21 protein-coding genes are annotated in these 22,020 nt (G+C 61.8%); 19 read left to right on the top strand and 2 right to left on the bottom strand.

Annotated elements, in window-relative coordinates; genetic code table 11:
- The first annotated feature begins 13 nt into the window (after nt 1-13).
- The 4 genes from CAF73_RS26025 to CAF73_RS26010 all read left to right on the top strand — a co-directional run bounded on the left by CAF73_RS26025 (nt 14) and on the right by CAF73_RS26010 (nt 3,180).
- On the top strand, nt 14-673 hold the full coding sequence (locus tag CAF73_RS26025) for a transglutaminase family protein (RefSeq protein ID WP_085704761.1): 660 nt from the start codon (nt 14-16) through the stop codon (nt 671-673).
- 43 nt (nt 674-716) lie between these two features.
- Nucleotides 717-1,340 carry a glutathione S-transferase family protein gene (locus CAF73_RS26020; RefSeq protein WP_085704759.1) on the top strand — a complete coding sequence of 208 codons (624 nt, stop codon included), beginning with the start codon at nt 717-719 and terminating at the stop codon, nt 1,338-1,340.
- A 131-nt stretch (nt 1,341-1,471) separates the two neighbouring features.
- Nucleotides 1,472-2,404: an ABC transporter ATP-binding protein gene (locus CAF73_RS26015; protein WP_085697010.1), complete on the top strand. Its 933-nt coding sequence runs from the start codon at nt 1,472-1,474 to the stop codon at nt 2,402-2,404.
- Entirely contained in the window at nt 2,401-3,180 is a 780-nt protein-coding gene (locus tag CAF73_RS26010) for an ABC transporter permease (protein WP_085697009.1), read from the top strand. Before CAF73_RS26015 ends, CAF73_RS26010 begins: the two co-directional genes overlap by 4 nt.
- A gap of 54 nt (nt 3,181-3,234) precedes the next feature.
- Here CAF73_RS26010 and CAF73_RS26005 read toward each other — a convergent pair whose 3' ends face one another.
- Complete coding sequence (locus tag CAF73_RS26005; protein WP_085697008.1) at nt 3,235-3,753, bottom strand: DUF2062 domain-containing protein; 519 nt, start codon at nt 3,751-3,753, stop codon at nt 3,235-3,237.
- Between the two features lie 136 nt (nt 3,754-3,889).
- Here CAF73_RS26005 and CAF73_RS26000 point away from each other — a divergent pair, with 136 nt between their 5' ends.
- The 12 genes from CAF73_RS26000 (at nt 3,890) to CAF73_RS25945 (ending at nt 15,354) form a co-directional block, all read left to right on the top strand.
- Complete coding sequence (locus tag CAF73_RS26000) at nt 3,890-6,133, top strand: DNA internalization-related competence protein ComEC/Rec2 (protein ID WP_085704758.1); 2,244 nt, start codon at nt 3,890-3,892, stop codon at nt 6,131-6,133.
- 78 nt (nt 6,134-6,211) lie between these two features.
- On the top strand, nt 6,212-6,847 hold the full coding sequence (locus CAF73_RS25995) for a MotA/TolQ/ExbB proton channel family protein (protein ID WP_085704813.1): 636 nt from the start codon (nt 6,212-6,214) through the stop codon (nt 6,845-6,847).
- Nucleotides 6,844-7,272, top strand: coding sequence for a biopolymer transporter ExbD (locus CAF73_RS25990; protein WP_085697005.1), 429 nt, complete (start codon nt 6,844-6,846; stop codon nt 7,270-7,272). Before CAF73_RS25995 ends, CAF73_RS25990 begins: the two co-directional genes overlap by 4 nt.
- Nucleotides 7,272-8,282: a tetraacyldisaccharide 4'-kinase gene (gene lpxK, locus CAF73_RS25985; RefSeq protein WP_085697004.1), complete on the top strand. Its 1,011-nt coding sequence runs from the start codon at nt 7,272-7,274 to the stop codon at nt 8,280-8,282. Before CAF73_RS25990 ends, lpxK begins: the two co-directional genes overlap by 1 nt.
- Before the next feature lie 24 nt (nt 8,283-8,306).
- Nucleotides 8,307-8,492 (top strand): Trm112 family protein, encoded by a 186-nt coding sequence (locus tag CAF73_RS25980; RefSeq protein ID WP_003179363.1) that lies wholly within the window; start codon nt 8,307-8,309, stop codon nt 8,490-8,492.
- Nucleotides 8,489-9,253 carry a 3-deoxy-manno-octulosonate cytidylyltransferase gene (kdsB, locus tag CAF73_RS25975; protein ID WP_085704756.1) on the top strand — a complete coding sequence of 255 codons (765 nt, stop codon included), beginning with the start codon at nt 8,489-8,491 and terminating at the stop codon, nt 9,251-9,253. Before CAF73_RS25980 ends, kdsB begins: the two co-directional genes overlap by 4 nt.
- Nucleotides 9,253-9,717 (top strand): low molecular weight protein-tyrosine-phosphatase, encoded by a 465-nt coding sequence (locus tag CAF73_RS25970; RefSeq protein ID WP_007950772.1) that lies wholly within the window; start codon nt 9,253-9,255, stop codon nt 9,715-9,717. The genes kdsB and CAF73_RS25970 overlap by 1 nt, the downstream gene beginning before the upstream one ends.
- Nucleotides 9,714-10,733: a UDP-N-acetylmuramate dehydrogenase gene (gene murB, locus CAF73_RS25965; RefSeq protein WP_085704754.1), complete on the top strand. Its 1,020-nt coding sequence runs from the start codon at nt 9,714-9,716 to the stop codon at nt 10,731-10,733. The genes CAF73_RS25970 and murB overlap by 4 nt, the downstream gene beginning before the upstream one ends.
- 259 nt (nt 10,734-10,992) lie before the next feature.
- Nucleotides 10,993-11,463 (top strand): (2Fe-2S)-binding protein, encoded by a 471-nt coding sequence (locus CAF73_RS25960; RefSeq protein WP_039770687.1) that lies wholly within the window; start codon nt 10,993-10,995, stop codon nt 11,461-11,463.
- Entirely contained in the window at nt 11,460-13,781 is a 2,322-nt protein-coding gene (locus CAF73_RS25955; protein WP_085704752.1) for a xanthine dehydrogenase family protein molybdopterin-binding subunit, read from the top strand. The genes CAF73_RS25960 and CAF73_RS25955 overlap by 4 nt, the downstream gene beginning before the upstream one ends.
- Nucleotides 13,781-14,761 carry an XdhC family protein gene (locus CAF73_RS25950; protein ID WP_085704750.1) on the top strand — a complete coding sequence of 327 codons (981 nt, stop codon included), beginning with the start codon at nt 13,781-13,783 and terminating at the stop codon, nt 14,759-14,761. The genes CAF73_RS25955 and CAF73_RS25950 overlap by 1 nt, the downstream gene beginning before the upstream one ends.
- Nucleotides 14,758-15,354, top strand: a complete 597-nt coding sequence (locus CAF73_RS25945; RefSeq protein WP_085704748.1) for a nucleotidyltransferase family protein — start codon at nt 14,758-14,760, stop codon at nt 15,352-15,354. Before CAF73_RS25950 ends, CAF73_RS25945 begins: the two co-directional genes overlap by 4 nt.
- 67 nt (nt 15,355-15,421) lie before the next feature.
- Here the strand turns inward: CAF73_RS25945 and rne are convergent, their stop codons facing one another.
- Nucleotides 15,422-18,652 (bottom strand): ribonuclease E, encoded by a 3,231-nt coding sequence (rne, locus tag CAF73_RS25940; RefSeq protein WP_085704746.1) that lies wholly within the window; start codon nt 18,650-18,652, stop codon nt 15,422-15,424.
- A gap of 699 nt (nt 18,653-19,351) precedes the next feature.
- On the opposite strand from rne, the gene rluC reads away from it, so the two are divergent.
- From rluC to sppA, 3 genes are read left to right on the top strand one after another with little or no spacing between them, the layout of a single operon-like run.
- Nucleotides 19,352-20,314, top strand: a complete 963-nt coding sequence (rluC, locus tag CAF73_RS25935; RefSeq protein ID WP_085696997.1) for a 23S rRNA pseudouridine(955/2504/2580) synthase RluC — start codon at nt 19,352-19,354, stop codon at nt 20,312-20,314.
- Entirely contained in the window at nt 20,301-20,963 is a 663-nt protein-coding gene (locus tag CAF73_RS25930) for an HAD-IA family hydrolase (RefSeq protein WP_085696996.1), read from the top strand. Before rluC ends, CAF73_RS25930 begins: the two co-directional genes overlap by 14 nt.
- Before the next feature lie 24 nt (nt 20,964-20,987).
- On the top strand, nt 20,988-21,977 hold the full coding sequence (gene sppA / locus CAF73_RS25925) for a signal peptide peptidase SppA (protein ID WP_085704811.1): 990 nt from the start codon (nt 20,988-20,990) through the stop codon (nt 21,975-21,977).
- Nucleotides 21,978-22,020 lie beyond the last annotated feature (43 nt).

Below are 22,020 nucleotides of genomic sequence, written 5' to 3'. Positions count from 1 at the left end.
GGAGAGTGTCGTCATGCACGAGTATCTGAGCCCCGGCCGCTTCATCGATAGTGACCACCCCTCGGTGGTGGAGTTCGCCGAGCAGCACCGTGGTACCAGCCGCGATCCGCTCGCGCAGGCGATCAGTCTTTATTACGCCGTGCGCGAGGCGGTGCGTTACAACATGTACACCTTCAGCCGCGACCCGCAAACCTTGCGTGGCAGTTACGCGCTGGCGGCGGGTGAGAGCTATTGCGTGCCCAAGGCCACGCTGCTCGCCGGTTGCGCGCGCCATTGCGGGATCCCCGCACGGATTGGTCTGGCGGATGTGAAAAATCATCTGTCGACGCCGCGTCTGCTTGAGCTGCTGAGAAGCGAGGTGTTCGCCATGCATGGTTATACCGAGCTGTTTCTCAATGGTCGCTGGGTGAAAGCCACACCCGCGTTCAACCAGAAGCTCTGCGAAATGTTCAACGTGGCCCCGCTGGAATTCGACGGCATGAACGACAGCGTTTTTCACCCTTACAACAGTGATGGCGCGCTGTTGATGGAGTACCTGGTCGATCACGGCCAGTTCGCCGATGTACCGGAATCCTTTTTCTTCGAACATCTGCAGAAATGTTATCCCCACCTGTTCAACGATCAGCAGAAACCATTGTCCAGTGACATGCGCGGTGATGTCGGCAGCCTCTGATCCGGCGTATGCTGCCTGCCCATTCACTGGAAAAGAGGCGGTCATGCTGAAGATCTGGGGTCGCAAGAATTCGTCGAATGTCAGAAAACCGTTGTGGGCTGCCGAAGAACTCGGGCTGGCCTACGAGGCCATCGATGCCGGTGGCGCGTTTGGTGTGGTCGACACACCGGAGTACCGGGCAATGAACCCGAACGGGCGGGTGCCGGTGATACAGGACGACGGTTTTGTGCTGTGGGAATCCAATGCCATCGTGCGTTACCTGCTGGCAAAACATGCAGCCGATACCGCGTGGTACCCGGCGGATCCGCAGACCCGTGCCACCGCTGACAAGTGGATGGACTGGACGACTTCCAGTTTTGCAGGGCCGTTTCGCACGGTGTTCTGGGGCGTACTGCGTACCCCGGCAGACAAGCAGGACTGGCCGGCGATCCATGCGGCGATCAAGGAGTGCGACGGCTTGCTGGCGATGGCCGATCAGGCGCTGAAGCATCAGCCGTATCTGTCCGGCAACGAAATCGGCATGGGCGATATCCCGCTCGGCAGTTTCATTTATGCCTGGTTCGAGATGCCGATCGAGCGCGCGCCGATGCCGCATCTGGAGGCCTGGTACGCGCGACTGAAGCAGCGTCCGGCGTATCGCAAAGCCGTCATGACCGCGTTGACTTAATACCTACTATCGACACACTTGACTGTACTTGTGCGGCGGCGGCAAGCACCATTGCGCTTGTGCGCCGCGGTTGTCTCCCTCGCCGCCCGCCGTCATTCAGTCCTTTTTCTCTTCTTGGTGCGTAATCCGATATGAGTTCCGCTCTGTCCATCCGGCAGCTAACCAAAACCTACGGCAACGGGTTCCAGGCCTTGAGTGGTATCGATCTGGACGTCGCTGAAGGTGACTTCTTCGCCTTGCTCGGCCCCAACGGCGCCGGCAAATCCACGACCATCGGCATTCTCTCGACCCTGGTCAACAAGACCAGCGGCACCGTGAATATCTTTGGCAACGACCTGGACAAGAACCCGGCGGCGCTCAAGCGCTCCATCGGCGTGGTACCCCAGGAATTCAACTTCAACCAGTTCGAAAAGACCTTCGACATCGTCGTGACGCAGGCCGGCTATTACGGCATTCCGGCGAAGATCGCCAAGGAACGCGCCGAGCAGTATCTGACTCAGCTCGGTCTGTGGGACAAGCGCGATGTGCCGTCGCGTTCGCTGTCCGGCGGCATGAAGCGCCGTCTGATGATCGCCCGGGCGCTGGTGCATGAACCGCGTCTGCTGATCCTCGACGAACCGACCGCCGGGGTGGATATCGAGCTGCGCCGCTCGATGTGGACGTTCCTCACCGAACTGAACCAGAAAGGCATCACCATCATCCTCACCACCCATTACCTGGAAGAGGCTGAGCAGCTGTGCCGCAACATCGGCATCATCGACCACGGCACCATTGTCGAGAACACCAGCATGCGTCAGTTGCTCGGGCAACTGCATGTGGAAACCTTCCTGCTCGACCTGAAGAACGATCTGGCGGTCGCGCCGCAACTGGCCGGCTACCCGGCCCGTCTGGTGGATGCGCATACGCTGGAAGTCCAGGTCGACAAGTCCATGGGCATCACTGCGCTGTTCGGCCAACTGGCCCTGCAGAACATAGAAGTGCTGAGCCTGCGCAATAAAACCAATCGCCTCGAGGAGCTGTTCGTGTCCCTGGTGGAGAAAAATCTGTCGAAGGTGGCGGTATGAGTTCCGAGCTGCGCCCCAACCTCATTGCCCTCAACACCATCGTTTACCGCGAAGTCAGACGTTTTACCCGGATCTGGCCGCAGACCCTGCTGCCCCCGGCGATCACCATGGTTCTGTACTTCGTGATCTTCGGTAACCTGATCGGCCGGCAGATCGGCGACATGGGTGGCTTCACCTACATGGAATACATCGTGCCGGGTCTGATCATGATGTCGGTGATCACCAACTCATACGGCAACGTGGTGTCGAGCTTCTTCGGCAGCAAGTTCCAGCGCTCCATCGAAGAATTGATGGTGTCGCCAGTGTCGCCGCACACGATTCTGATCGGTTACACCATTGGTGGCGTCCTGCGAGGCCTTATGGTGGGCGTGATCGTGACGATTCTGTCGTTGTTCTTCACCAGCCTGCAGGTGCATCACCTGGGCGTGACCGTTCTGGTGGTGGTGCTGACGGCGACGATTTTCTCGCTGCTGGGCTTTATCAACGCGGTGTTTGCGCGCAACTTCGATGACATCTCGATCATCCCGACCTTCGTGCTGACCCCGCTGACCTACCTCGGTGGCGTGTTCTATTCGATCACCTTGCTGCCGCCGTTCTGGCAGACCGTGTCGCTGGCCAACCCGGTGCTGCACATGGTCAACGCCTTCCGTTACGGCATCCTCGGAGTGTCGGATATCCGCATCGGTATCGCGATCACTTTCATGCTTGTGGCGACGGTGGTGCTGTATTTCGGTTGCGCGCGGCTGCTGGTGAGCGGGCGCGGAATGCGTACCTGATTTCTTCGATGTTGCAATGAAAAACGGCCTCCCACAGTGGAGGCCGTTTTGCATTCACGCCTGACGACTTTTTTTGCGCCGCGCCCATTGCCGCGCCACCCACCAGCGCCAGTACATCATCACCAGGCAATAGGCGAGGGCACCCAGTACCAGCCCGACCACCACCGACCCCAGCAGGAACGGTTGCCACAAGGTCGAGAGCTCTCCGCTGATCCATTCCCAGGTCAATTCATCGGGGAGGGTGCGGGCGGGCACATCCATCAGCCAGGCCCCGGCCTGATACGTGCAGAAAAACACCGCCGGCATGGTGATCGGATTGGTTAGCCAGACCAGGCTGACAGCAATCGGCATGTTGCCGCGCACCATGATCGCGAGGACGGCGGCCACCAGCATTTGTGCGGGAATCGGCAGGAACGCGGCAAACAGGCCCACGGCCATGGCGCGGGCCACCGAGTGTCGGTTGAGGTGCCAGAGGTTCGGGTCATGCAGCAACGTGCCGAGAAAGCGTAAGGATTTGTGTTCCCTGATGCTCGTCGGATCGGGCATGTAACGTTTGAATAAGCGCCGGGGCATAAGGCTTCTCGGTCGGTTAAGGCGGCAAGTATGTCTGGATTCTACGAACCGCCCATTCAGACTTTGTGACAATTGATAACGACGCCCGTGTCCCGCAACCGCTATGCCTGAGGGTGGGACTCTCAAGGACGGGCTTATGCGCACAGGGATGATGGCGCTGGCAGCCGGTCTGCTGGCTGCGGTTTTTTTACCGGCCTTGCCGCCGGTCGGGGTATTGGTGGTGTTGCCGTGGGTGGCGCTGATGCTGCTGCCGTTTCGCAGCTATCCACTGGCGTTTTTGCTGCTTGGATTCACATGGGCGGGTTTCAACGCGCAGATGGCGCTTAATGATCGACTGCCTCACCGGCTGGATGGCGAAACGCGCTGGGTGGAAGGGCGGGTCGTCGGCTTGCCGCAGAATGTGGAGAGCGTCGTGCGCTTTGAACTGGCCGATGCGCACTCACGTCACGAGAAGCTGCCATCACTGATGCGTCTGGCCTGGTATGCCGGGCCTGAGGTCAAAAGTGGCGAACGCTGGCGAGTGGCGGTCAAGCTCAAGCGCCCCGGTGGGCTGCTCAATCCAGATGCGTTCGATTATGAAGCCTGGCTGTTGGCGCAGCGCATCGGCGCCACCGGGACGGTGAAGGATGGCCAGCGTCTGGCGCCGGCGCAGTGGGCCTGGCGCGACAGCATTCGTCAGCGCTTGCTTGCGGTGGATGCTCAGGGACGCAACGGAGCCTTGGCCGCGTTGGTGCTGGGCGATGGCTCGGGACTCAGTCGCGAAGACTGGCAGTCCTTGCAGGATACCGGCACCGTGCACCTGCTGGTGATTTCCGGGCAGCACATTGGGCTGTTGGCGGCGTTGATGTATGCGCTGGTCGCCGGGCTGGCAAGGGTCGGGATTTGGCCGTTGCGTTGGCCCTGGCTGCCTTGGGCGTGTGGTCTGGCGTTCACGGCGGCGCTGGGTTACGGCCTGCTGGCCGGGTTCGACGTGCCGGTGCGGCGGGCGTGCGTAATGGTTGCACTGGTGTTGTTGTGGCGTTTGCGTTTTCGCCATCTCGGTGCGTGGTGGCCGTTGCTGCTGGCGTTCGACGGCGTGTTGTTGATGGATCCGCTGGCCAGCCTGCGTCCCGGGTTGTGGCTGTCATTCGCGGCAGTGGGTGTTTTGATCTTTACCTTCGGCGGCCGACTGGGGCCGTGGCGCTGGTGGCAGACCTGGACGCGCGCGCAATGGCTGATCGCGATCGGCTTGTGCCCGGTGTTGGTGGCGTTGAGCCTGCCGATCAGCCTCAGTGGGCCACTGGCCAATCTGCTGGCGGTGCCGTGGGTCAGTTTTGCGGTGCTGCCGCCGGCGCTGCTGGGCACTTTGTTGCTGCCAATCCCTCATGTCGGGGAAGGGTTGCTGTGGCTGGCCGGCGGGCTGATCGATGGCTTGTTCAGCACGCTGGCCCTGATTGCCGGGCGTTGGCCGGCGTGGGTGCCGCCGACGATGCAAGGGTGGGTCTGGGTGCTGGGAGGTCTTGGTGCCGTGTTGTTATTGCTGCCCCGGGGCGTTCCTTTGCGTCCATTGGGTTGGCCGTTGCTGCTGGTGCTGGCATTTCCGCCGCGAGAGCTTCTGGCCGAAGGCGTGGCCGATGTCTGGCAACTCGACGTCGGTCAGGGCCTGGCGATCCTGATCCGCACCCGCCATCACACCTTGCTGTACGACAGCGGCCCGCGTTTCGGTGACTTCGACCTCGGCGAGCGAGTGGTGCTGCCGGCATTGCGCAAACTTGGGGTGGAACACCTCGATCTGATGCTGCTCAGCCATGCCGATGCCGACCACGCAGGTGGCGCGCTCGCCGTGGCGAAAGGGATGACTGTCAGGCGGATCATCAGCGGCGATCCGCCGGGGCTGCCCGAAGCGCTGACCGCCGAGGCCTGCGAAAGCGGCCGGCAATGGCAGTGGGACGGCGTTGCCTTTCAGCTATGGCAGTGGGCCGACGCCCATGACAGCAACCAGCGGTCCTGCGTCCTGCAGATCGAAGCCAATGGCGAACGCTTGCTGTTGACCGGCGACATCGACAGCGCTGCCGAGCGGGACCTGCTCGACAGCGTGCTGGCAGTTCATACCCAATGGCTGCAAGCCCCGCATCACGGCAGCCGCAGTTCCTCTTCGATGGCCTTGCTCAAGGCTTTGCAGCCCCGGGCCGTGCTGATTTCCCGAGGGCAAGGCAATTCATTCGGCCATCCGCACCCGACCGTCATTGCCCGCTACCGCAAACAGGGAGTGCATATCCACGACAGCGCCGAGCAGGGTGCCATTCATCTGCAACTGGGGCGGTTTCAGCCGGCCCGGTCGATGCGTCAACAACGCCGGTTCTGGCGCGACCCGCCGTTGTCGGAGGCAGAGTACCGTTGAGCACGGTCGTCGGGGCGACGGGTCTTTATCGCGAACCGGTATGGTAAAGTGGCGCACTTTTTCGAGGGGGCTGTCACTGTGTGGGAATTGGTCAAATCCGGCGGCTGGATGATGTTGCCGATCATTCTGAGTTCCATCGCCGCCATGGCGATTGTCGCCGAGCGCCTGTGGACCCTGCGCGCCAGTCGCGTCACCCCTGAGCATTTGCTGGGTCAGGTCTGGGTCTGGATCAAGGACAAGCAGCTCAACACGGAAAAACTCAAGGAATTGCGCGCCAACTCGCCGCTGGGGGAAATCCTCGCCGCGGGTCTGGCCAACTCCAAGCATGGTCGCGAGATCATGAAGGAGTGCATCGAAGAGGCCGCCGCCCGGGTCATCCACGAGCTGGAACGCTACGTCAGCGCGCTGGGCACCATCGCTGCGATGTCGCCGTTGCTGGGGCTGCTGGGTACGGTGCTGGGCATGATCGACATTTTCAGCGCTTTCACCGGTTCCGGCATGACCACCAACGCTGCGGTGCTGGCCGGCGGTATTTCCAAGGCGCTGATCACCACCGCCGCGGGCCTGATGGTCGGTATTCCGGCGGTGTTCTTCCACCGTTTCCTGCAACGCCGCATCGATGAGCTGGTGGTGGGCATGGAACAGGAAGCGATCAAACTGGTGGAAGTGGTGCAGGGCGACCGTGACGTCGATCTGGCCGGGGGCAAAGCGTGAAATTCCGTCGCAAACCCCGGGAAACGATCGACATCAACCTCGCGTCGCTGATCGACGTGGTGTTCATCCTGTTGCTGTTTTTCGTCGTGACCACCACTTTCACCCGCGAAACCCAGCTGCGCGTCGATCTGCCCGAAGCGGTCAGCGGTTCACCGGCCGAGGATCAGCAGGTCAAGCAACTGGACGTCGCCATCAGCGCCGAAGGTGTGTTCTCGGTGAACAACAAGATTCTGCCGAAGAACGACCTGGCGACTCTGATGGAAGCCATGCAGAAGGAAGCCAATGGCGACACCAGCATGCCGTTGTCGATCAGTGCTGACGGCAAGACTCAGCACCAATCCGTGATCACCGCCATGGACGCGGCCGGCAAGCTCGGTTTCAGCCATCTGCGCATGACCACGGTCGAGGCGGCGCCAAAATCCTGATGGCCATGTCCGATCGTCTGCTCGCCGCGTGGTATCAGGGGCACCCGGCCCTGACGCTGTTGCGGCCGCTGGAGTGGCTGTACCGTCGCGTCGTGGCCGGCAAGCGTCAGCGTTTTCTCGACGGCGAAGGCGAGATTTATCAGTCGCCGGTGCCGGTGATCGTGGTCGGCAATATCACCGTTGGCGGCACCGGCAAGACCCCGATGATCCTGTGGCTGATCGAGCACTGCCGACGCCACGGACTGCGGGTCGGTGTGGTCAGCCGTGGTTACGGCGCCAAACCGGCGCAACTGCCATGGCGGGTCGAAGCCGATCAGACTGCCGACATCGCCGGCGACGAACCCTTGCTGATTGTGCAGCGCACCGGCGTGCCGCTGATGATTGATCCCGATCGCAGCGCCGCCGTCAGAGCCCTGCTGGACAGCGAGCCGCTGGACCTGATCCTGTCCGATGACGGCATGCAGCATTACCGTCTGGCGCGCGATCTTGAGCTGGTGCTGATCGACGCCGCCCGAGGGCTTGGCAATCAGCGTTGCCTGCCCGCCGGCCCACTGCGCGAACCGATCGAGCGTCTGCAAAGCGTCGACGGCGTGTTGTTCAACGGCGCCCTCGACGATCGCGATGGCGGTTTCGCTTTCCGCCTCAAGCCTTCGGCGCTGGTCAATCTGCGCAGCGGCGAACGCCGGTCGCTCGATCATTTTTCGCCCGGTCAGGCCGTGCACGCGGTGGCCGGGATCGGCAACCCGCAACGTTTCTTCAATACCCTCGAAGCGCTAGACTGGCGGCCTGTGCCCCACGCGTTTGCCGACCACGCCGAATACAGCGTGCAGGCCTTGAGTTTCACGCCGTCATTGCCAGTGGTGATGACTGAAAAGGATGCGGTGAAGTGCCGTGCCTTCGCTGCTGCCGACTGGTGGTACCTGGCGGTCGATGCCGTGCCGTCTCCGGCCTTCGTGGCCTGGTTCGATACGCAGTTGATGCGCCTGTTGCCGGATCGTCTTTTGCCTTAATCCGTTTTTATCCAGGGAATGTTCATGGACACCAAATTGCTCGACATCCTCGCCTGCCCGGTCTGCAAAGGCCCGCTCAAGCTCAGCGCCGACAAGACCGAACTGATCAGCAAGGGCGCCGGCCTGGCGTACCCGATCCGCGATGGCATTCCGGTGATGCTGGAAAGCGAAGCCCGCACCCTGACCACCGACGAGCGTCTGGATAAATGACCACAGCCTTCACCGTTGTCATCCCGTCGCGTTTCGCCTCGACCCGTCTTCCGGGCAAGCCGCTGCTGGACATCGCCGGCAAGCCGATGATCCAGCACGTCTGGGAGCAGGCCAGCAAAAGCAGCGCCAGCCGTGTGGTCGTGGCGACCGACGATGCGCGCATCGTCGAAGCCTGCAAGGCCTTCGGCGCCGAAGTGGTGCTGACCCGTGAAGATCACAACTCCGGCACCGATCGTCTGGCCGAAGTGGCCGCGAAGCTGGGCCTGGAGCCGGATGCCATCGTGGTCAACGTGCAGGGTGACGAACCGCTGATCCCGCCGAGCGTGATCGATCAGGTCGCCGCCAACCTCGCGGCCCACACCGAAGCAGGCATGGCCACTCTGGCCGAGCCGATCGAAGATGTCGAAACGCTGTTCAACCCGAACGTGGTCAAGGTTGTCAGTGACCTCAACGGTCTGGCGCTGACCTTCAGTCGCGCGACTCTGCCATGGGCTCGCGATGCCTTCGCCAAGAGTCGCGACGTGCTGCCGGAAGGCGTGCCGTATCGTCGCCACATCGGCATTTATGCGTACCGCGCAGGCTTCCTTCAGGACTTCGTGAGCTGGGGCCCTTGCTGGCTGGAGAACACCGAATCCCTTGAACAGCTGCGTGCCCTGTGGCACGGCGTGCGGATTCATGTGGCTGACGCCTTGATCGCGCCGCCAACCGGAGTCGACACCGCCGAAGACCTTGAGCGCGTCCGTCGCCTGCTGGAGGCCTGATGCGCGTTTTGTTCGTGTGCCTGGGCAACATCTGCCGTTCGCCCACTGCCGAAGGTGTGCTGCGCCACAAGTTGCGCGAAGCGGGGCTGGCGGATCAGGTCGAAGTGGCCTCCGCCGGCACTGGCGACTGGCACGTCGGCAATCCGCCGGACAAGCGCAGTCAGGCCGCGGCCAAGCTGCGTGGTTATGACCTGTCGGCGCAGCGCGCTCAGCAGGTCAGCCGCGCCGATTTCGCCAGCTACGACCTGATCCTCGCCATGGACAACAGCAACCTGCGTAACCTCAAGGCCCTGCAGCCGTCCACCGGCAAGGCCGAGCTGGACCTGTTCCTGCGCCGCTATGCAGGTGTGGTCGACGAAGTGCCGGATCCTTATTACGACGGCGATCAGGGCTTCGAGCAGGTGCTGGATCTGATCGAGCGTGCCTGCGATCAGCTGTTGATCGAAGTGAAGGGGCGGTTATGAGTTTGCAGGTGCAACCGCAGGTTTCCCTGAAACCCTTCAATACCTTTGGCGTTGACGTTCGCGCGCAGCTGTTTGCCGAAGCCCACAGTGATGCTGATGTGCGCGAAGCCCTGGCTTACGCGACCTCCCACGACGTGCCGTTGCTGGTGATCGGCGGCGGCAGCAATCTGTTGCTCACGGCGGATATCCCGGCTTTGGTGCTGCGCATGGCCAGCCGTGGCATCCGCGTCATCAGTGACGACGGCAACCGCGTGGTGATTGAAGCCGAAGCCGGTGAGCCGTGGCATCCGTTTGTCCAGCACACGCTGGCGCTGGGCTTTTCCGGGCTGGAAAACCTCAGCCTGATCCCCGGCACGGTCGGTGCCGCGCCGATGCAGAACATCGGTGCCTATGGTGTCGAGATCAAGGACGTCTTCGCCGGCCTGACGGCGCTGGATCGCCAGACCGGCGAGCTGCGTGACTTCAGTCTGGAAGAGTGCAACTTCGCCTACCGTGACAGCGTGTTCAAACAGCAGCCGGGTCGCTGGTTGATCCTGCGGGTGCGCTTCGCACTGGATCGAGTCGCCCATCTGCACCTGGAATACGGCCCGGTACGTCAGCGCCTGATCGAGCAGGGTATCGAGCAGCCGACACCGACGGACGTCAGTCGAGCGATTTGCAGCATCCGCAGCGAAAAGCTGCCGGATCCAGCAGTGCTCGGTAATGCTGGCAGTTTCTTCAAGAACCCGCTGGTGTCGGCGGCCGTAGTCGCACAGATCAAGGCGCGGCATCCGGATCTGGTGGCCTACGCGCAACCGGACGGGCAGATGAAACTGGCGGCCGGCTGGTTGATCGAGCGTGCCGGTTGGAAAGGTTTTCGTGAGGCCGATGCCGGCGTGCATAAATTGCAGGCGCTGGTGCTGGTCAACTACGGCGCGGCGACCGGGCTGCAATTGCTCGATCTGGCCCAGCGCATCCAGAAAGACATTTCAGAGCGTTTCAATGTCGAGTTGGAAATGGAGCCCAATCGCTATTGAGGCTACGCTTTCAAGGCTGAACAAAAAGCCCTGCACTTTTTAAAAAAGTACAGGGCTTTTTTGTTAATCGCGGGTTAACGTAGCCAGCTAACGATACCGGTCATTTACTCCACTATTTGTTTCACCAAAGGCCCGGTGCAGACGTTCCCGTCGGCACAAGAGAGCCTGATTAGCCTGAGCCGATCTGCGCGAACCACCACTGTCCCTGCGGTGGCAGATGGCTCGACCCCATAACCTCCATGAATATGCGGGCGTGCCCATGATTACCCTGAAACTCAATGGTCAAGACCATCCACTCGATGTCACCGAGGACATGCCGCTGTTGTGGGCGATCCGTGACGTCGCCGGTTACAACGGCACCAAGTTCGGCTGCGGCATGGGCCTGTGCGGTGCATGCACCATTCATATCGACGGCGCGCCGGCGCGCAGTTGCATCACGCCGATCGGTTCGGTGGTCGGGCAGAACGTGACCACCATCGACAACCTGCATGCCGACCCGGTTGGCCAGATCGTCCAGCAAGCCTGGCTCGACACGGCTGTAGCCCAATGTGGTTACTGCCAGGGCGGGCAGATCATGTCCGCCACTGCGTTACTCAAGACCAACCCGAACCCGAGCGACGAACAGATCGAAGAAGCGATGGTCGGCAACATCTGCCGCTGCGGCACCTACAACCGGATCAAGACTGCGATCCGTCAGGCCTCCACTCATCTGAAGGAGGCCAAGGCATGAGCCGTTTACCGAACGATTTCGCCCTGAGCAATCTGAGTCGCCGGGGCTTCCTGAAGGGCGTCGGCGCCACCGGTGCACTGGTACTGGCGGCGAGCTGGGGCTGGCAGGATGCGCTGGCCGAAGACAAACCGAAGCAGTTCGGCGCCGACGGCATGCCCAACGGCTGGATCGACGATCCGAAGGTTTACGTCAGCATTGCCGCCGATGGCACGGTGACTGTGGTCTGCAACCGCTCGGAAATGGGCCAGGGCGTGCGCACCAGCCTGACCATGGTGGTGGCCGATGAACTGGAAGCCGACTGGGCGCACGTCAAGGTTCAGCAGGCGCCGGGGGATGAAGTGCGCTTCGGCAACCAGGACACCGACGGCTCGCGCAGCATGCGTCACTGGTACGAGCCGATGCGCCGTTGCGGCGCTGCCGCCCGGACTATGCTGGAGCAGGCCGCCGCCGCGCAGTGGAAGGTGCCGGTCGGCGAATGCCGCGCGCAACTGCATAAAGTCATTCACACACCGTCCGGGCGCGAGCTGGGGTACGGTGAGCTGGCTGCTGCGGCCAGTGCACTGACGGTGCCGGCCCGTGACAGCCTGCGGCTCAAGCAACCGGCGGAATTCCGCTACATCGGCAAGGAAGGCACCAAAGCCATCGACGGTGCCGACATCGTCAATGGCCGCGCGGTGTACGGGGCCGATGTGCATTTCGACGGCATGCTGTTCGCGGTCATTGCGCGTCCGGCGGTATACGGCGGCAAGGTCAAGTCGGTGGACGACAGCGCCGCGCTGAAAGTGCCGGGCGTACTCAAAGTCATCCAGATCGAACCCCGGCCATTGCCTTCGGAATTCCAGCCATTGGGTGGCGTGGCCGTGGTGGCCAGCAACACCTGGGCCGCATTGAAGGGCCGCGAGGCACTGAAGATCGAGTGGGACGATGGCCCGAACGCCAGTTACGACTCGGTCGCCTATCGCAAGGAGATCGAAGCCGCTTCGCAGAAGCCGGGCAAAGTCGTGCGCAACACCGGTGACACCGACAAAGCCATCGGCAGTGCTGCCAGCACGCTGGAAGCCTCTTATTATTTGCCGCATCTGGCCCAGGCACCCATGGAGCCGATGGTTGCCATTGCCCGTTACAAGGATGGCACCTGCGAGGCATGGGCACCGAGCCAGGCGCCGCAGGTCACCCGCGAGCGGATCGCCGAACGTCTGGGGCTGCCATTCGATAACGTGACCTTCAATGTCACGCTGTTGGGCGGTGGTTTCGGGCGCAAGTCCAAACCGGACTTCGTCGTTGAAGCGGCCGTGCTCGCCAAGGAATTTCCTGGCAAGGCAGTGCGCGTGCAATGGACCCGCGAAGATGACATCCACAATTCGTATTTCCACACGGTGTCCGCCGAATACCTCAAGGCCGGCGTGGGCAAGGATGGCTTGCCGTCCGCCTGGCTGCACCGCACGGTAGCGCCGAGCATCACTGCGCTGTTTGCACCGGGCATGAATCACGAAGCCGCGTTCGAGTTGGGCATGGGCTTTACCAACATGGCCTACGCGATTCCCAACGTGCGCCTGGAAAACCCCGAGGCCACGGTGCATACACGGGTTGGCTGGTACCGTTCGGTGTCGAACATTCCCCATGGTTTTGCGATTCAGAGTTTCGTCGACGAACTGGCGCACAAGGCCAAGGAAGATCCGCTCAAGTACCAGATCAAATTGCTCGGCCCGGACCGGCAGATCGACCCGCGTACGCTCAGTGAAGAGTGGAACTACGGCGAGTCCCCCGAGCGTTATCCGATCGACACCGGGCGCATGCGCACCGTGCTGGAAACGGCGGCCAAGGCGGCGGGTTGGGGGCGTCAGTTGCCCAAGGGCCGTGGTCTCGGATTGGCGGTGCATTACAGCTTCGTTACCTATGTGGCGGCGGTGATCGAAGTCGAGGTCAAGGACGACGGCACGCTGATCGTGCACAAGGCCGATATCGCCGTCGATTGCGGCCCGCAGATCAACCCCGAGCGGATCCGTTCGCAATTCGAAGGCGCGTGCGTGATGGGCCTGGGCAATGCCGTATGGGGCGAAATCAGCTTCAAGGACGGCAAGGTGCAGCAGGACAACTTCCATATGTATGAAGTGGCGCGCATGTCGCTGGCGCCGAAGGAAGTCGCGGTGCACCTGGTGACGCCGCCGGGCGAGGTGCCATTGGGCGGTGTTGGTGAGCCGGGCGTGCCGCCGATTGCGCCGGCGCTGTGCAACGCAATCTTTGCCGCGACCGGCCAGCGCATCCGCAGCCTGCCGGTGCGTTACCAGTTGCAGGGCTGGCAAAAGGCGCAAGCGTAATGGACAGCGCCGATCTAAATGTCCTGCGCAGCGTGCTCGAATGGCGCCGCGCCGGGCAACGGGTAGTGTTGTTTTCGGTGGTGCAGACCTGGGGCACCGCACCTCGGGCGCCTGGCGCGATGCTGGCGTTGCGCGAGGACGGCGTGGTGATCGGTTCGGTGTCCGGCGGTTGCGTCGAGGACGATCTGATCGCCCGGTTGCACGATGGGCGGATTCCCGCCAACGGGCCGCCGGTGCAGTTGATCACCTACGGCGTGACGCAGGAGGAAGCCGCGCGTTTCGGCCTGCCCTGCGGCGGCACTCTGCGCCTGACCGAGGAGCGGGTCGGCGATCCGGCGTGGGTTGCCGAGTTGCTGGATCGCTGCGAGGCCCATGAAATCGTCGCGCGCGAGTTGAACATCGGCACTGGCGAAGTGGTGTTGCGACCCGCCGGCAAGACCGACACCTTGAGCTTCGACGGCCAGACCCTGCGTGCCATTTACGGTCCGCGCTGGCGCTTGCTGTTGATCGGTGCCGGGCAGTTGTCACGGTATGTGGCCGAGATGGCGCGACTGCTGGATTTCGAAGTGCTGATCTGTGATCCGCGTACCGAATTCGTCTATGGCTGGGAAGAGCAGCATGGACGGTTTGTCCCCGGCATGCCCGACGAAGCGGTGCTGAATATCCAGACCGATGAGCGCACGGCGATCGTCGCGCTGACTCACGATCCACGGCTGGACGACATGGCGCTGCTCACGGCGCTCGACTCCAAAGCGTTCTATGTCGGTGCGCTGGGCTCTCGGGTCAACAGCCGCAAGCGTCGGGAAAATCTCGCTGAACTAGGCTTGTCAGAAGCGGCCATCGCCCGTTTGCACGGGCCGATCGGTTTGCATATTGGCAGCCATTCACCGGCGGAAATCGCCTTGTCGCTGTTGGCGGAGATCGTCGCGATCAAGAATGGTGTCGAGCTCAAGCAGAAGAAAACCGTTGAGAGTGTATGAGCCGAACCATAGGAGTGATTGTGCTGGCGGCGGGCGAGGGTAGCCGTTTTCGCGAAGTGGCGGGCGCAGACAAGGACAAGCTGCTGGCCGATTGCACCGGGCGCGATGGCGCGGTGCGTTCGGTGATCGAGCAGGTGTTGGTGAACCTGCCGGCGAGTCTCGATCAGCGAGTGCTGGTGACGACCGAGGCGCGACCACAGGCAATGCGCATGGCGCAGGCTTATGGGTGTGACATTGTCTCGATCGAGTCCACCGGGATGGGTGACAGCATTGCGGCGGGCGTGGCAGCTTGCCCGGATGCCGATGGCTGGCTGATTGTCCTGGGGGATATGCCGTTCATCCTGCCGTCGAGTTTTGAACGGGTTGTGGCGGCGATTGCCGAGGATGCGGTCAGCGTGCCGACGTTCAATGGTGACTATGGGCATCCGGTCGGGTTTGGGCGTTCGTTCGCAGCGGGGCTGATGGGCTTGTCCGGTGACCGGGGCGCGCGACCGCTGTTTGCCCAAGGGCGGGTGGTTGAAGTCGCGGTGGATGATCCGGGCGTGTTGTGGGATATCGACGTGCCGGATGCGCTGGTTTTCCCGCCGTCCTGATAAAACCTTGAGATATAAAAAAGCCCCGCCTGGATTACCAGGCGGGGCTTTTTAGTGGCGTTTGGAATCAGACGAGGGGTTTAGGCTCGTGTTCTTTTTCCTGGGCCTCTTCGTGTTGCTCGACCGCTTCCTGAACGGAGCGTGGAGCTTCGGCAATCACGGCTTCAACGGCAACTTCTTCAGCGACCGGGGCAGGCGCTGCCTCGATCACTTCGGCAGTTGGAGCAGCGGCGGCAGCGGCAGCCAGTTCCGCTTCCTTCTGCAGACGCTCTTCTTCACGCTTGCGACGACGCACTTCACGCGGGTCGTTAGGTGCGCGGCCGCTTGGGGTCAGGGCGCTGACCGGGGCGACGACTGGAGCCGCTTCAACTACCGGGGCAGGTGCTTCGGCGACCACTGGCGCTTCAACCGCTGGGGCTTCAACGACCGGTGCCGGTTCGGCAACCACTGCTGGCTCGACAGCCTTGGCTTCTTCAACAACAGGCGCTTGGACCACTGGCGCTGGTGTTTCAGCGACAGCCGGCTCGGCGACCCAGTTGAAAGCGGTCTGTTCTTCGCGAACTTCACGAACGGTTTCGGTCACGGTTTCAGCGACGGTCTCGACAACCGACTCTTCGACTGCGGCTGGTGCTTCGAAGGTCACCGCTGGTTCAGCGGCCGCTTCAACCAGGGGCTGAGCTTCGCGAGCCGGAGCCACTTCGACTTCCGGAGCGGCAACGACTTCTACCGGAGTGGTTGCTTCAACGACCGGCGCTTCTGCTGGAGCAGTTTCCAGAGTGGCAGCGGTGGCGCGTTCAGCTTGTTCATGGGCCTGAGCTTCAGCCGGAGCGCTGATCACGGTGCTGGCAACAGCAGCGGTAACAGCCAGACCAGCGGCCAGATCGGCAGTGCTTGGCGCTTGAGCGTTTTCGCCGGACTCGGATTCTTCCGAACCTTCGATCACGTTGCCATTGGCATCACGCTGACGTTCGCGACGGTTGCTGCGACGACGCTGACCACGGGAGCGGCGGCGTGGACGATCGCCTTCGGCGTTCTCCGAACCGTCTTCCGGCAGTTGCTCTTCGTTAATGTTGGTCTCTTCTTCGGCGACAGCGGCAGCGGCCTGTTCGGCGCGCGGCTGACGCTCTTCACGCGCAGGACGTGGCGCACGTTCTTCACGCGGCTGACGGGCCGGACGCTCTTCAGCGGTGGCGGCGGCAGCAACGGCGGGAGCGGCATCCAGAGGCTCGCGCAGTTCGCGTACGCGTTCTTCACGCTCGCCACGTGGCTTGCGATCTTCACGCGGGGCACGTGGTGCACGTTCTTCACGAGGCGCGCGCGGTGCGCGTTCTGCGCGGGCTGTCGGTGCTTCGTCACGGGATTCGCGTGGCTCGCGGACTTCGCGTGGTTGACGCTCTTCACGCGGCTCACGTGGGGCGCGTTCTTCACGCGGTGCACGTTCTTCGCGCGGCTTGCGTTCTTCATCGCGGCGACCGTTACGGTTGCGGCTCTGCTGACGACCGTTGCGACGCTCTTCGTTGCGGGCCGGACGCTCGGTGGCAGGTTTTTCAACCACAACCGGCGCAACAGGCTCTTCCTTGGTGGCGAACAGGCTGACCAGCGACTTCACCAGGCCTTTGAACAGGCTTGGTTCTGGCGCGGCAACCGGAGCAGGTGCCGGGGCCGGCGCGGCGACTTCGGTCGGAACCGGAGCGTTGGCGCGGGCCGGAGCGGTCTTGACCGCGGCTTCCTGGCGAACCAGGGTGCGGGTCGCGGCGGCTGGCTGGACGTCTTCGACATCGGCGGCAGCGGCAGCGATTTCGTAGCTGGACTGGTTGGTCGCGGCTTCCGGGCTGTCGTCACGCAGGCGCTGAACTTCGAAATGCGGGGTTTCGAGGTGATCGTTCGGCAGGATGACGATGCGGGCGCGGGTGCGCAATTCGATCTTGGTGATCGAGTTGCGTTTTTCGTTGAGCAGGAACGCGGCCACCGGGATCGGCACTTGAGCGCGAACTTCGGCGGTGCGGTCTTTCAGGGCTTCTTCTTCGATCAAGCGCAGGATCGCCAGAGAGAGCGATTCGACGTCACGGATGATGCCGGTGCCGCTGCAGCGCGGGCAGACGATGCCGCTGCTTTCGCCGAGCGAAGGACGCAGGCGCTGACGGGACATTTCCAGCAGGCCGAAGCGCGAGATGCGGCCGATCTGCACACGGGCGCGGTCGGCTTCCAGGCATTCGCGGACTTTCTCTTCCACGGCGCGCTGGTTCTTGGCAGGGGTCATGTCGATGAAGTCGATGACGATCAGGCCGCCGATGTCGCGCAGGCGCAACTGACGGGCGATTTCTTCGGCCGCTTCCAGGTTGGTCTGCAGGGCGGTTTCTTCGATGTCGCTGCCTTTGGTGGCGCGTGCCGAGTTGATGTCGATGGACACCAGGGCTTCGGTCGGATCGATGACGATAGAGCCGCCGGACGGCAGTTCGACGACGCGCTGGAAAGCGGTCTCGATCTGGCTTTCGATCTGGAAGCGGTTGAACAGCGGAACGCTGTCTTCGTACAGCTTGATCTTGCTGGCGTACTGCGGCATCACCTGGCGGATGAAGGTCAGGGCTTCGTCCTGGGCTTCAACGCTGTCGATCAGCACTTCGCCGATGTCCTGGCGCAGGTAGTCGCGGATGGCGCGGATGATGACGTTGCTTTCCTGGTAGATCAGGAACGGCGCGGAACGATCCAGCGAGGCTTCCTTGATGGCGGTCCAGAGTTGCAGCAGGTAATCGAGGTCCCACTGCATTTCTTCGCTGCTGCGGCCAAGGCCAGCAGTGCGCACGATCAGGCCCATGTCGGCTGGAGCGACCAGACCGTTCAGGGCTTCACGCAGTTCGTTGCGCTCTTCGCCTTCGATGCGGCGGGAGATGCCGCCGGCACGCGGGTTGTTCGGCATCAGAACGAGGTAACGACCGGCCAGGCTGATGAAGGTGGTCAGGGCTGCGCCCTTGTTGCCACGTTCTTCTTTTTCGACCTGGACGATGACTTCCTGGCCTTCGCTCAGGACGTCCTTGATGTTGACGCGGCCTTCAGGGGCTTTCTTGAAGTATTCGCGGGAGATTTCTTTGAGGGGCAGGAAGCCGTGGCGCTCGGAGCCGAAATCGACAAAGGCAGCCTCAAGGCTTGGTTCGATGCGAGTGATGCGGCCCTTATAGATGTTGGCCTTTTTCTGCTCGCGTGCACCGGATTCGATGTCCAGGTCGTAGAGGCGCTGGCCATCTACCAGTGCAACACGCAACTCTTCGGGTTGAGTTGCGTTAATCAGCATTCTTTTCATGTAGTACCGTCGGTTTCCGGGCTGCCGGAAACGGCGTTCGGCACACACGACTTCTCACGGTCGGTGTCAGGTGCGTCGGGAGTGGTTGGCCATTCCCGTGTCCAGCGATGTCCGGCCAATTGGGCCGTTATCGCGACGTACGCGTCCTGCTTGCTGTGGCTACTTAAGCACTCAGTCAGGAGGAGGAATCAACCGGTGGCTGTGGACGAGATGAAGCGTCTTGATAAAGCCTGTTGCTACACAGTCCAGCGGTTGTGCATCTCCACCCTACACGTATCCCTGATAATTCGGGTGCTGCCGCGCGCAGAATCCGCAGCGGGTTGGCATTTACCGTGAGCTCCGAAAGGGGAGGTCACGCATCATGGCTAATTCAGGCGGTGTTTCCGGAGCCTTCGCTCGGGGTCATCCGCGGCTGACTGCACTTTGTGAACTGGCCGTGAATATGGCTCGCGTGGCGAGTGAAAACTCTGCTTTGCGGCGTGATTCAGGCCTCATGTCACCTGCGCTTGTTACAGCTGCAAACTCCACCGTTACGTAGCAAAAGCCCCGTAGGACGGCCTCGCGTCCTGGTGAATTGCGTTGGTCAGGGCCGGTTTTTGACCGTGGTTCCGCTGTCCAGGCCGCTTTTGGCGGCGTTCGCGACTATAGCAGCAATGATTAAGTGCTTCAATTCCATAAAAAATTGTTATTATCCGCGCCATGACGACTACTGCCCCTACGACTCCAGGCGTTCAACTGCTTGAGGTCTCGCCGGAATATGCCGGCCAACGAATCGACAATTTTCTCCTCGCCAGGCTCAAAGGCGTGCCCAAGACCTTGATTTATCGCATTTTGCGCAAAGGCGAAGTGCGGGTGAACAAAGGTCGGATCAAGCCCGAATACAAGCTGCAGGCCGGCGATATCGTGCGCGTGCCGCCGGTTCGCGTGCCTGAGCGTGACGAACCGGTGCCTTTGGCTCAAGGCCTGCTGCAGCGCCTGGAAGCCTCGATTGTCTACGAAGACAAGGCTCTGATCGTGATCAACAAGCCCGCCGGCATTGCGGTTCACGGTGGCAGCGGCCTGAATTACGGCGTTATCGAAGCCTTTCGTCAGTTGCGCCCCGATGCCAAGGAGCTCGAGCTGGTTCACCGTCTCGATCGCGACACCTCCGGCCTGCTGATGATCGCCAAAAAGCGCAGCATGTTGCGCCACTTGCATGCCGCGTTGCGCGGTGACGGTGTCGACAAGCGCTACATGGCACTGGTTCGCGGCAACTGGGCGACCTCGATCAAGCAAGTCCGGGCCGCGCTCGGCAAGAGCAATCTGCGCTCCGGGGAGCGCATGGTCGAGGTCGATGAGGAGGAGGGCAAGGAGTCTGTGACCGTGTTCAAGGTCCTGCGTCGCTTTGGCGATTTTGCCACTTTGATCGAAGCCAAGCCGATTACTGGCCGCACGCACCAGATCCGCGTCCACACGTTGCACGCCGGGCACTGCATTGCCGGTGACACCAAATACGGCGATGACAGTTTCAGTAAGGAAATCCGTGATCTGGGCGGCAAGCGCCTGTTCCTGCACGCTTACATGCTGACCGTGCCGCTGCCCGATGGTGGTGAACTCAAGTTGCAGGCCCCGGTCGATGAAATGTGGGCCAAGACTGTGGAGCGATTGAGTGCGCCCATCTGATTACAAACTGCTGATTTTCGATTGGGACGGCACGCTGGCCGATTCCATTCATCGGATTGTCGAGGCAATGCACTCGGCGTCCGGGCGTTCAGGTTTCGAGTTGCGTGATGACCTTGCCGTCAAAGGCATCATCGGTCTGGGTTTGCCCGAGGCGATTCGTACCTTGTATCCGGAAATCAGCGATGCGGAAATGACCTTGTTCCGCGAGTATTACGCCGATCACTACATCGCTGCAGAAGCCGTGCCTTCGCCGTTGTTCGAAGGTGTAGTCGAGTCGATGGCGTCGTTTCGCGAGCAGGGCTATCACCTGGCTGTCGCGACTGGCAAGAACCGTCGCGGGCTGGATCGGGTACTCAAGGCCAATGGTTGGGAAGATTATTTCGATATCACCCGCGCTGCCGATGAAACTGCGAGCAAGCCGCACCCTCTGATGCTGGAGCAGATCCTTGCGCATTGCGGTGTGCGTGCCGGGCAGGCGCTGATGGTCGGCGATTCGTCCTTCGATCTGTTGATGGCGCGCAATGCGGGGATGGATTCGGTGGCGGTCAGTTATGGCGCGCAATCGATCGAATCGCTGCAGCAGTTTGCGCCGCGACTGTCGATCGACCATTTTTCCGAATTGCACGCCTGGCTGGAGAAGCAGGCCTAATACGTTTTTGCTGGGGTGGATGGCATGACCGACGAATGGAAAGCACCGGCCAAGGCAACTGCCGACGACGGTGATGCGAAAAGCTGGAAGCTGCTGGAGAAGACACTGCTGGCTGGCGTGCAGGAGCAGCGTCGGTCGCGGCGCTGGGGCATCTTCTTCAAGTTGCTGACCTTTGTTTATCTGTTTGTTGCGTTGATTCTGTTCACGCCGTTGATGGACATGGAAAAAAGCGCCACTCGCGGTCCGAACTACACCGCACTGATCGACGTCACCGGCATGATTGCCGATAAAGAGTCTGCCAGCGCCGACAATATTGTCGGTAGTCTGCGCGCGGCGTTCGAGGACAAGAAGGTCAAGGGCGTGATCCTGCGCATCAACAGTCCGGGCGGAAGTCCGGTGCAGTCGGGTTATGTGTATGACGAGATCAAGCGCCTGCGCGGTCTGCATCCGGATACCAAGCTGTACGCGGTGATTTCCGACCTGGGCGCTTCCGGTGCCTATTACATCGCCAGCGCGGCGGATCAGATCTATGCCGACAAGGCCAGTCTGGTGGGTTCCATTGGCGTGACGGCGGCCGGTTATGGGTTTGTCGGCACCATGGAGAAGCTTGGCGTCGAGCGTCGCACCTATACCTCCGGCGAACACAAGGCGTTCCTCGACCCGTTCCAGCCGCAGAAGCCGGAAGAAACGGCGTTCTGGCAGAGCGTGCTGGATACCACGCACAAGCAGTTCATCAACAGCGTCAAGCAAGGGCGTGGCGATCGCTTGAAAGACAAGGATCATCCGGAGTTGTTCTCCGGGCTGGTCTGGTCTGGCGAACAGGCGCTGCCGCTGGGGTTGATCGATGGGCTGGGTAATGCCAGTTCGGTGGCGCGCGACGTGATTGGCGAAAAGGAACTGGTGGACTTCACCGTTCAGGAATCGCCGTTCGACCGCTTCTCGAAGAAGCTGGGTGCCAGCGTTGCCGAGAAACTGGCAATGTGGATGGGTTTCAGCGGCCCGTCGTTACGCTGATCGAATGCTGCAAGAAAAACCGGCCTGAGAGCCGGTTTTTTTG

This window comes from Pseudomonas sp. B15(2017), from assembly GCF_002113215.1.
Lineage (GTDB): Bacteria > Pseudomonadota > Gammaproteobacteria > Pseudomonadales > Pseudomonadaceae > Aquipseudomonas.
This window is presented reverse-complemented; position numbering and strand designations above follow the sequence as displayed.

What these genes read in the sequence shown, in the direction of transcription:
- CAF73_RS26025 (WP_085704761.1), top strand. Translation starts at nt 14, where the DNA reads ATGCACGAGTATCTGAGCCCCGGCCGCTTCATCGATAGTGACCACCCC.
- CAF73_RS26020 (WP_085704759.1), top strand. Translation starts at nt 717, where the DNA reads ATGCTGAAGATCTGGGGTCGCAAGAATTCGTCGAATGTCAGAAAACCG.
- CAF73_RS26015 (WP_085697010.1), top strand. Translation starts at nt 1,472, where the DNA reads ATGAGTTCCGCTCTGTCCATCCGGCAGCTAACCAAAACCTACGGCAAC.
- CAF73_RS26010 (WP_085697009.1), top strand. Translation starts at nt 2,401, where the DNA reads ATGAGTTCCGAGCTGCGCCCCAACCTCATTGCCCTCAACACCATCGTT.
- CAF73_RS26005 (WP_085697008.1), bottom strand. Translation starts at nt 3,753, where the DNA reads ATGCCCCGGCGCTTATTCAAACGTTACATGCCCGATCCGACGAGCATC.
- CAF73_RS26000 (WP_085704758.1), top strand. Translation starts at nt 3,890, where the DNA reads ATGCGCACAGGGATGATGGCGCTGGCAGCCGGTCTGCTGGCTGCGGTT.
- lpxK (WP_085697004.1), top strand. Translation starts at nt 7,272, where the DNA reads ATGGCCATGTCCGATCGTCTGCTCGCCGCGTGGTATCAGGGGCACCCG.
- CAF73_RS25980 (WP_003179363.1), top strand. Translation starts at nt 8,307, where the DNA reads ATGGACACCAAATTGCTCGACATCCTCGCCTGCCCGGTCTGCAAAGGC.
- kdsB (WP_085704756.1), top strand. Translation starts at nt 8,489, where the DNA reads ATGACCACAGCCTTCACCGTTGTCATCCCGTCGCGTTTCGCCTCGACC.
- CAF73_RS25970 (WP_007950772.1), top strand. Translation starts at nt 9,253, where the DNA reads ATGCGCGTTTTGTTCGTGTGCCTGGGCAACATCTGCCGTTCGCCCACT.
- murB (WP_085704754.1), top strand. Translation starts at nt 9,714, where the DNA reads ATGAGTTTGCAGGTGCAACCGCAGGTTTCCCTGAAACCCTTCAATACC.
- CAF73_RS25960 (WP_039770687.1), top strand. Translation starts at nt 10,993, where the DNA reads ATGATTACCCTGAAACTCAATGGTCAAGACCATCCACTCGATGTCACC.
- CAF73_RS25955 (WP_085704752.1), top strand. Translation starts at nt 11,460, where the DNA reads ATGAGCCGTTTACCGAACGATTTCGCCCTGAGCAATCTGAGTCGCCGG.
- CAF73_RS25950 (WP_085704750.1), top strand. Translation starts at nt 13,781, where the DNA reads ATGGACAGCGCCGATCTAAATGTCCTGCGCAGCGTGCTCGAATGGCGC.
- CAF73_RS25945 (WP_085704748.1), top strand. Translation starts at nt 14,758, where the DNA reads ATGAGCCGAACCATAGGAGTGATTGTGCTGGCGGCGGGCGAGGGTAGC.
- rne (WP_085704746.1), bottom strand. Translation starts at nt 18,652, where the DNA reads ATGAAAAGAATGCTGATTAACGCAACTCAACCCGAAGAGTTGCGTGTT.
- rluC (WP_085696997.1), top strand. Translation starts at nt 19,352, where the DNA reads ATGACGACTACTGCCCCTACGACTCCAGGCGTTCAACTGCTTGAGGTC.
- sppA (WP_085704811.1), top strand. Translation starts at nt 20,988, where the DNA reads ATGACCGACGAATGGAAAGCACCGGCCAAGGCAACTGCCGACGACGGT.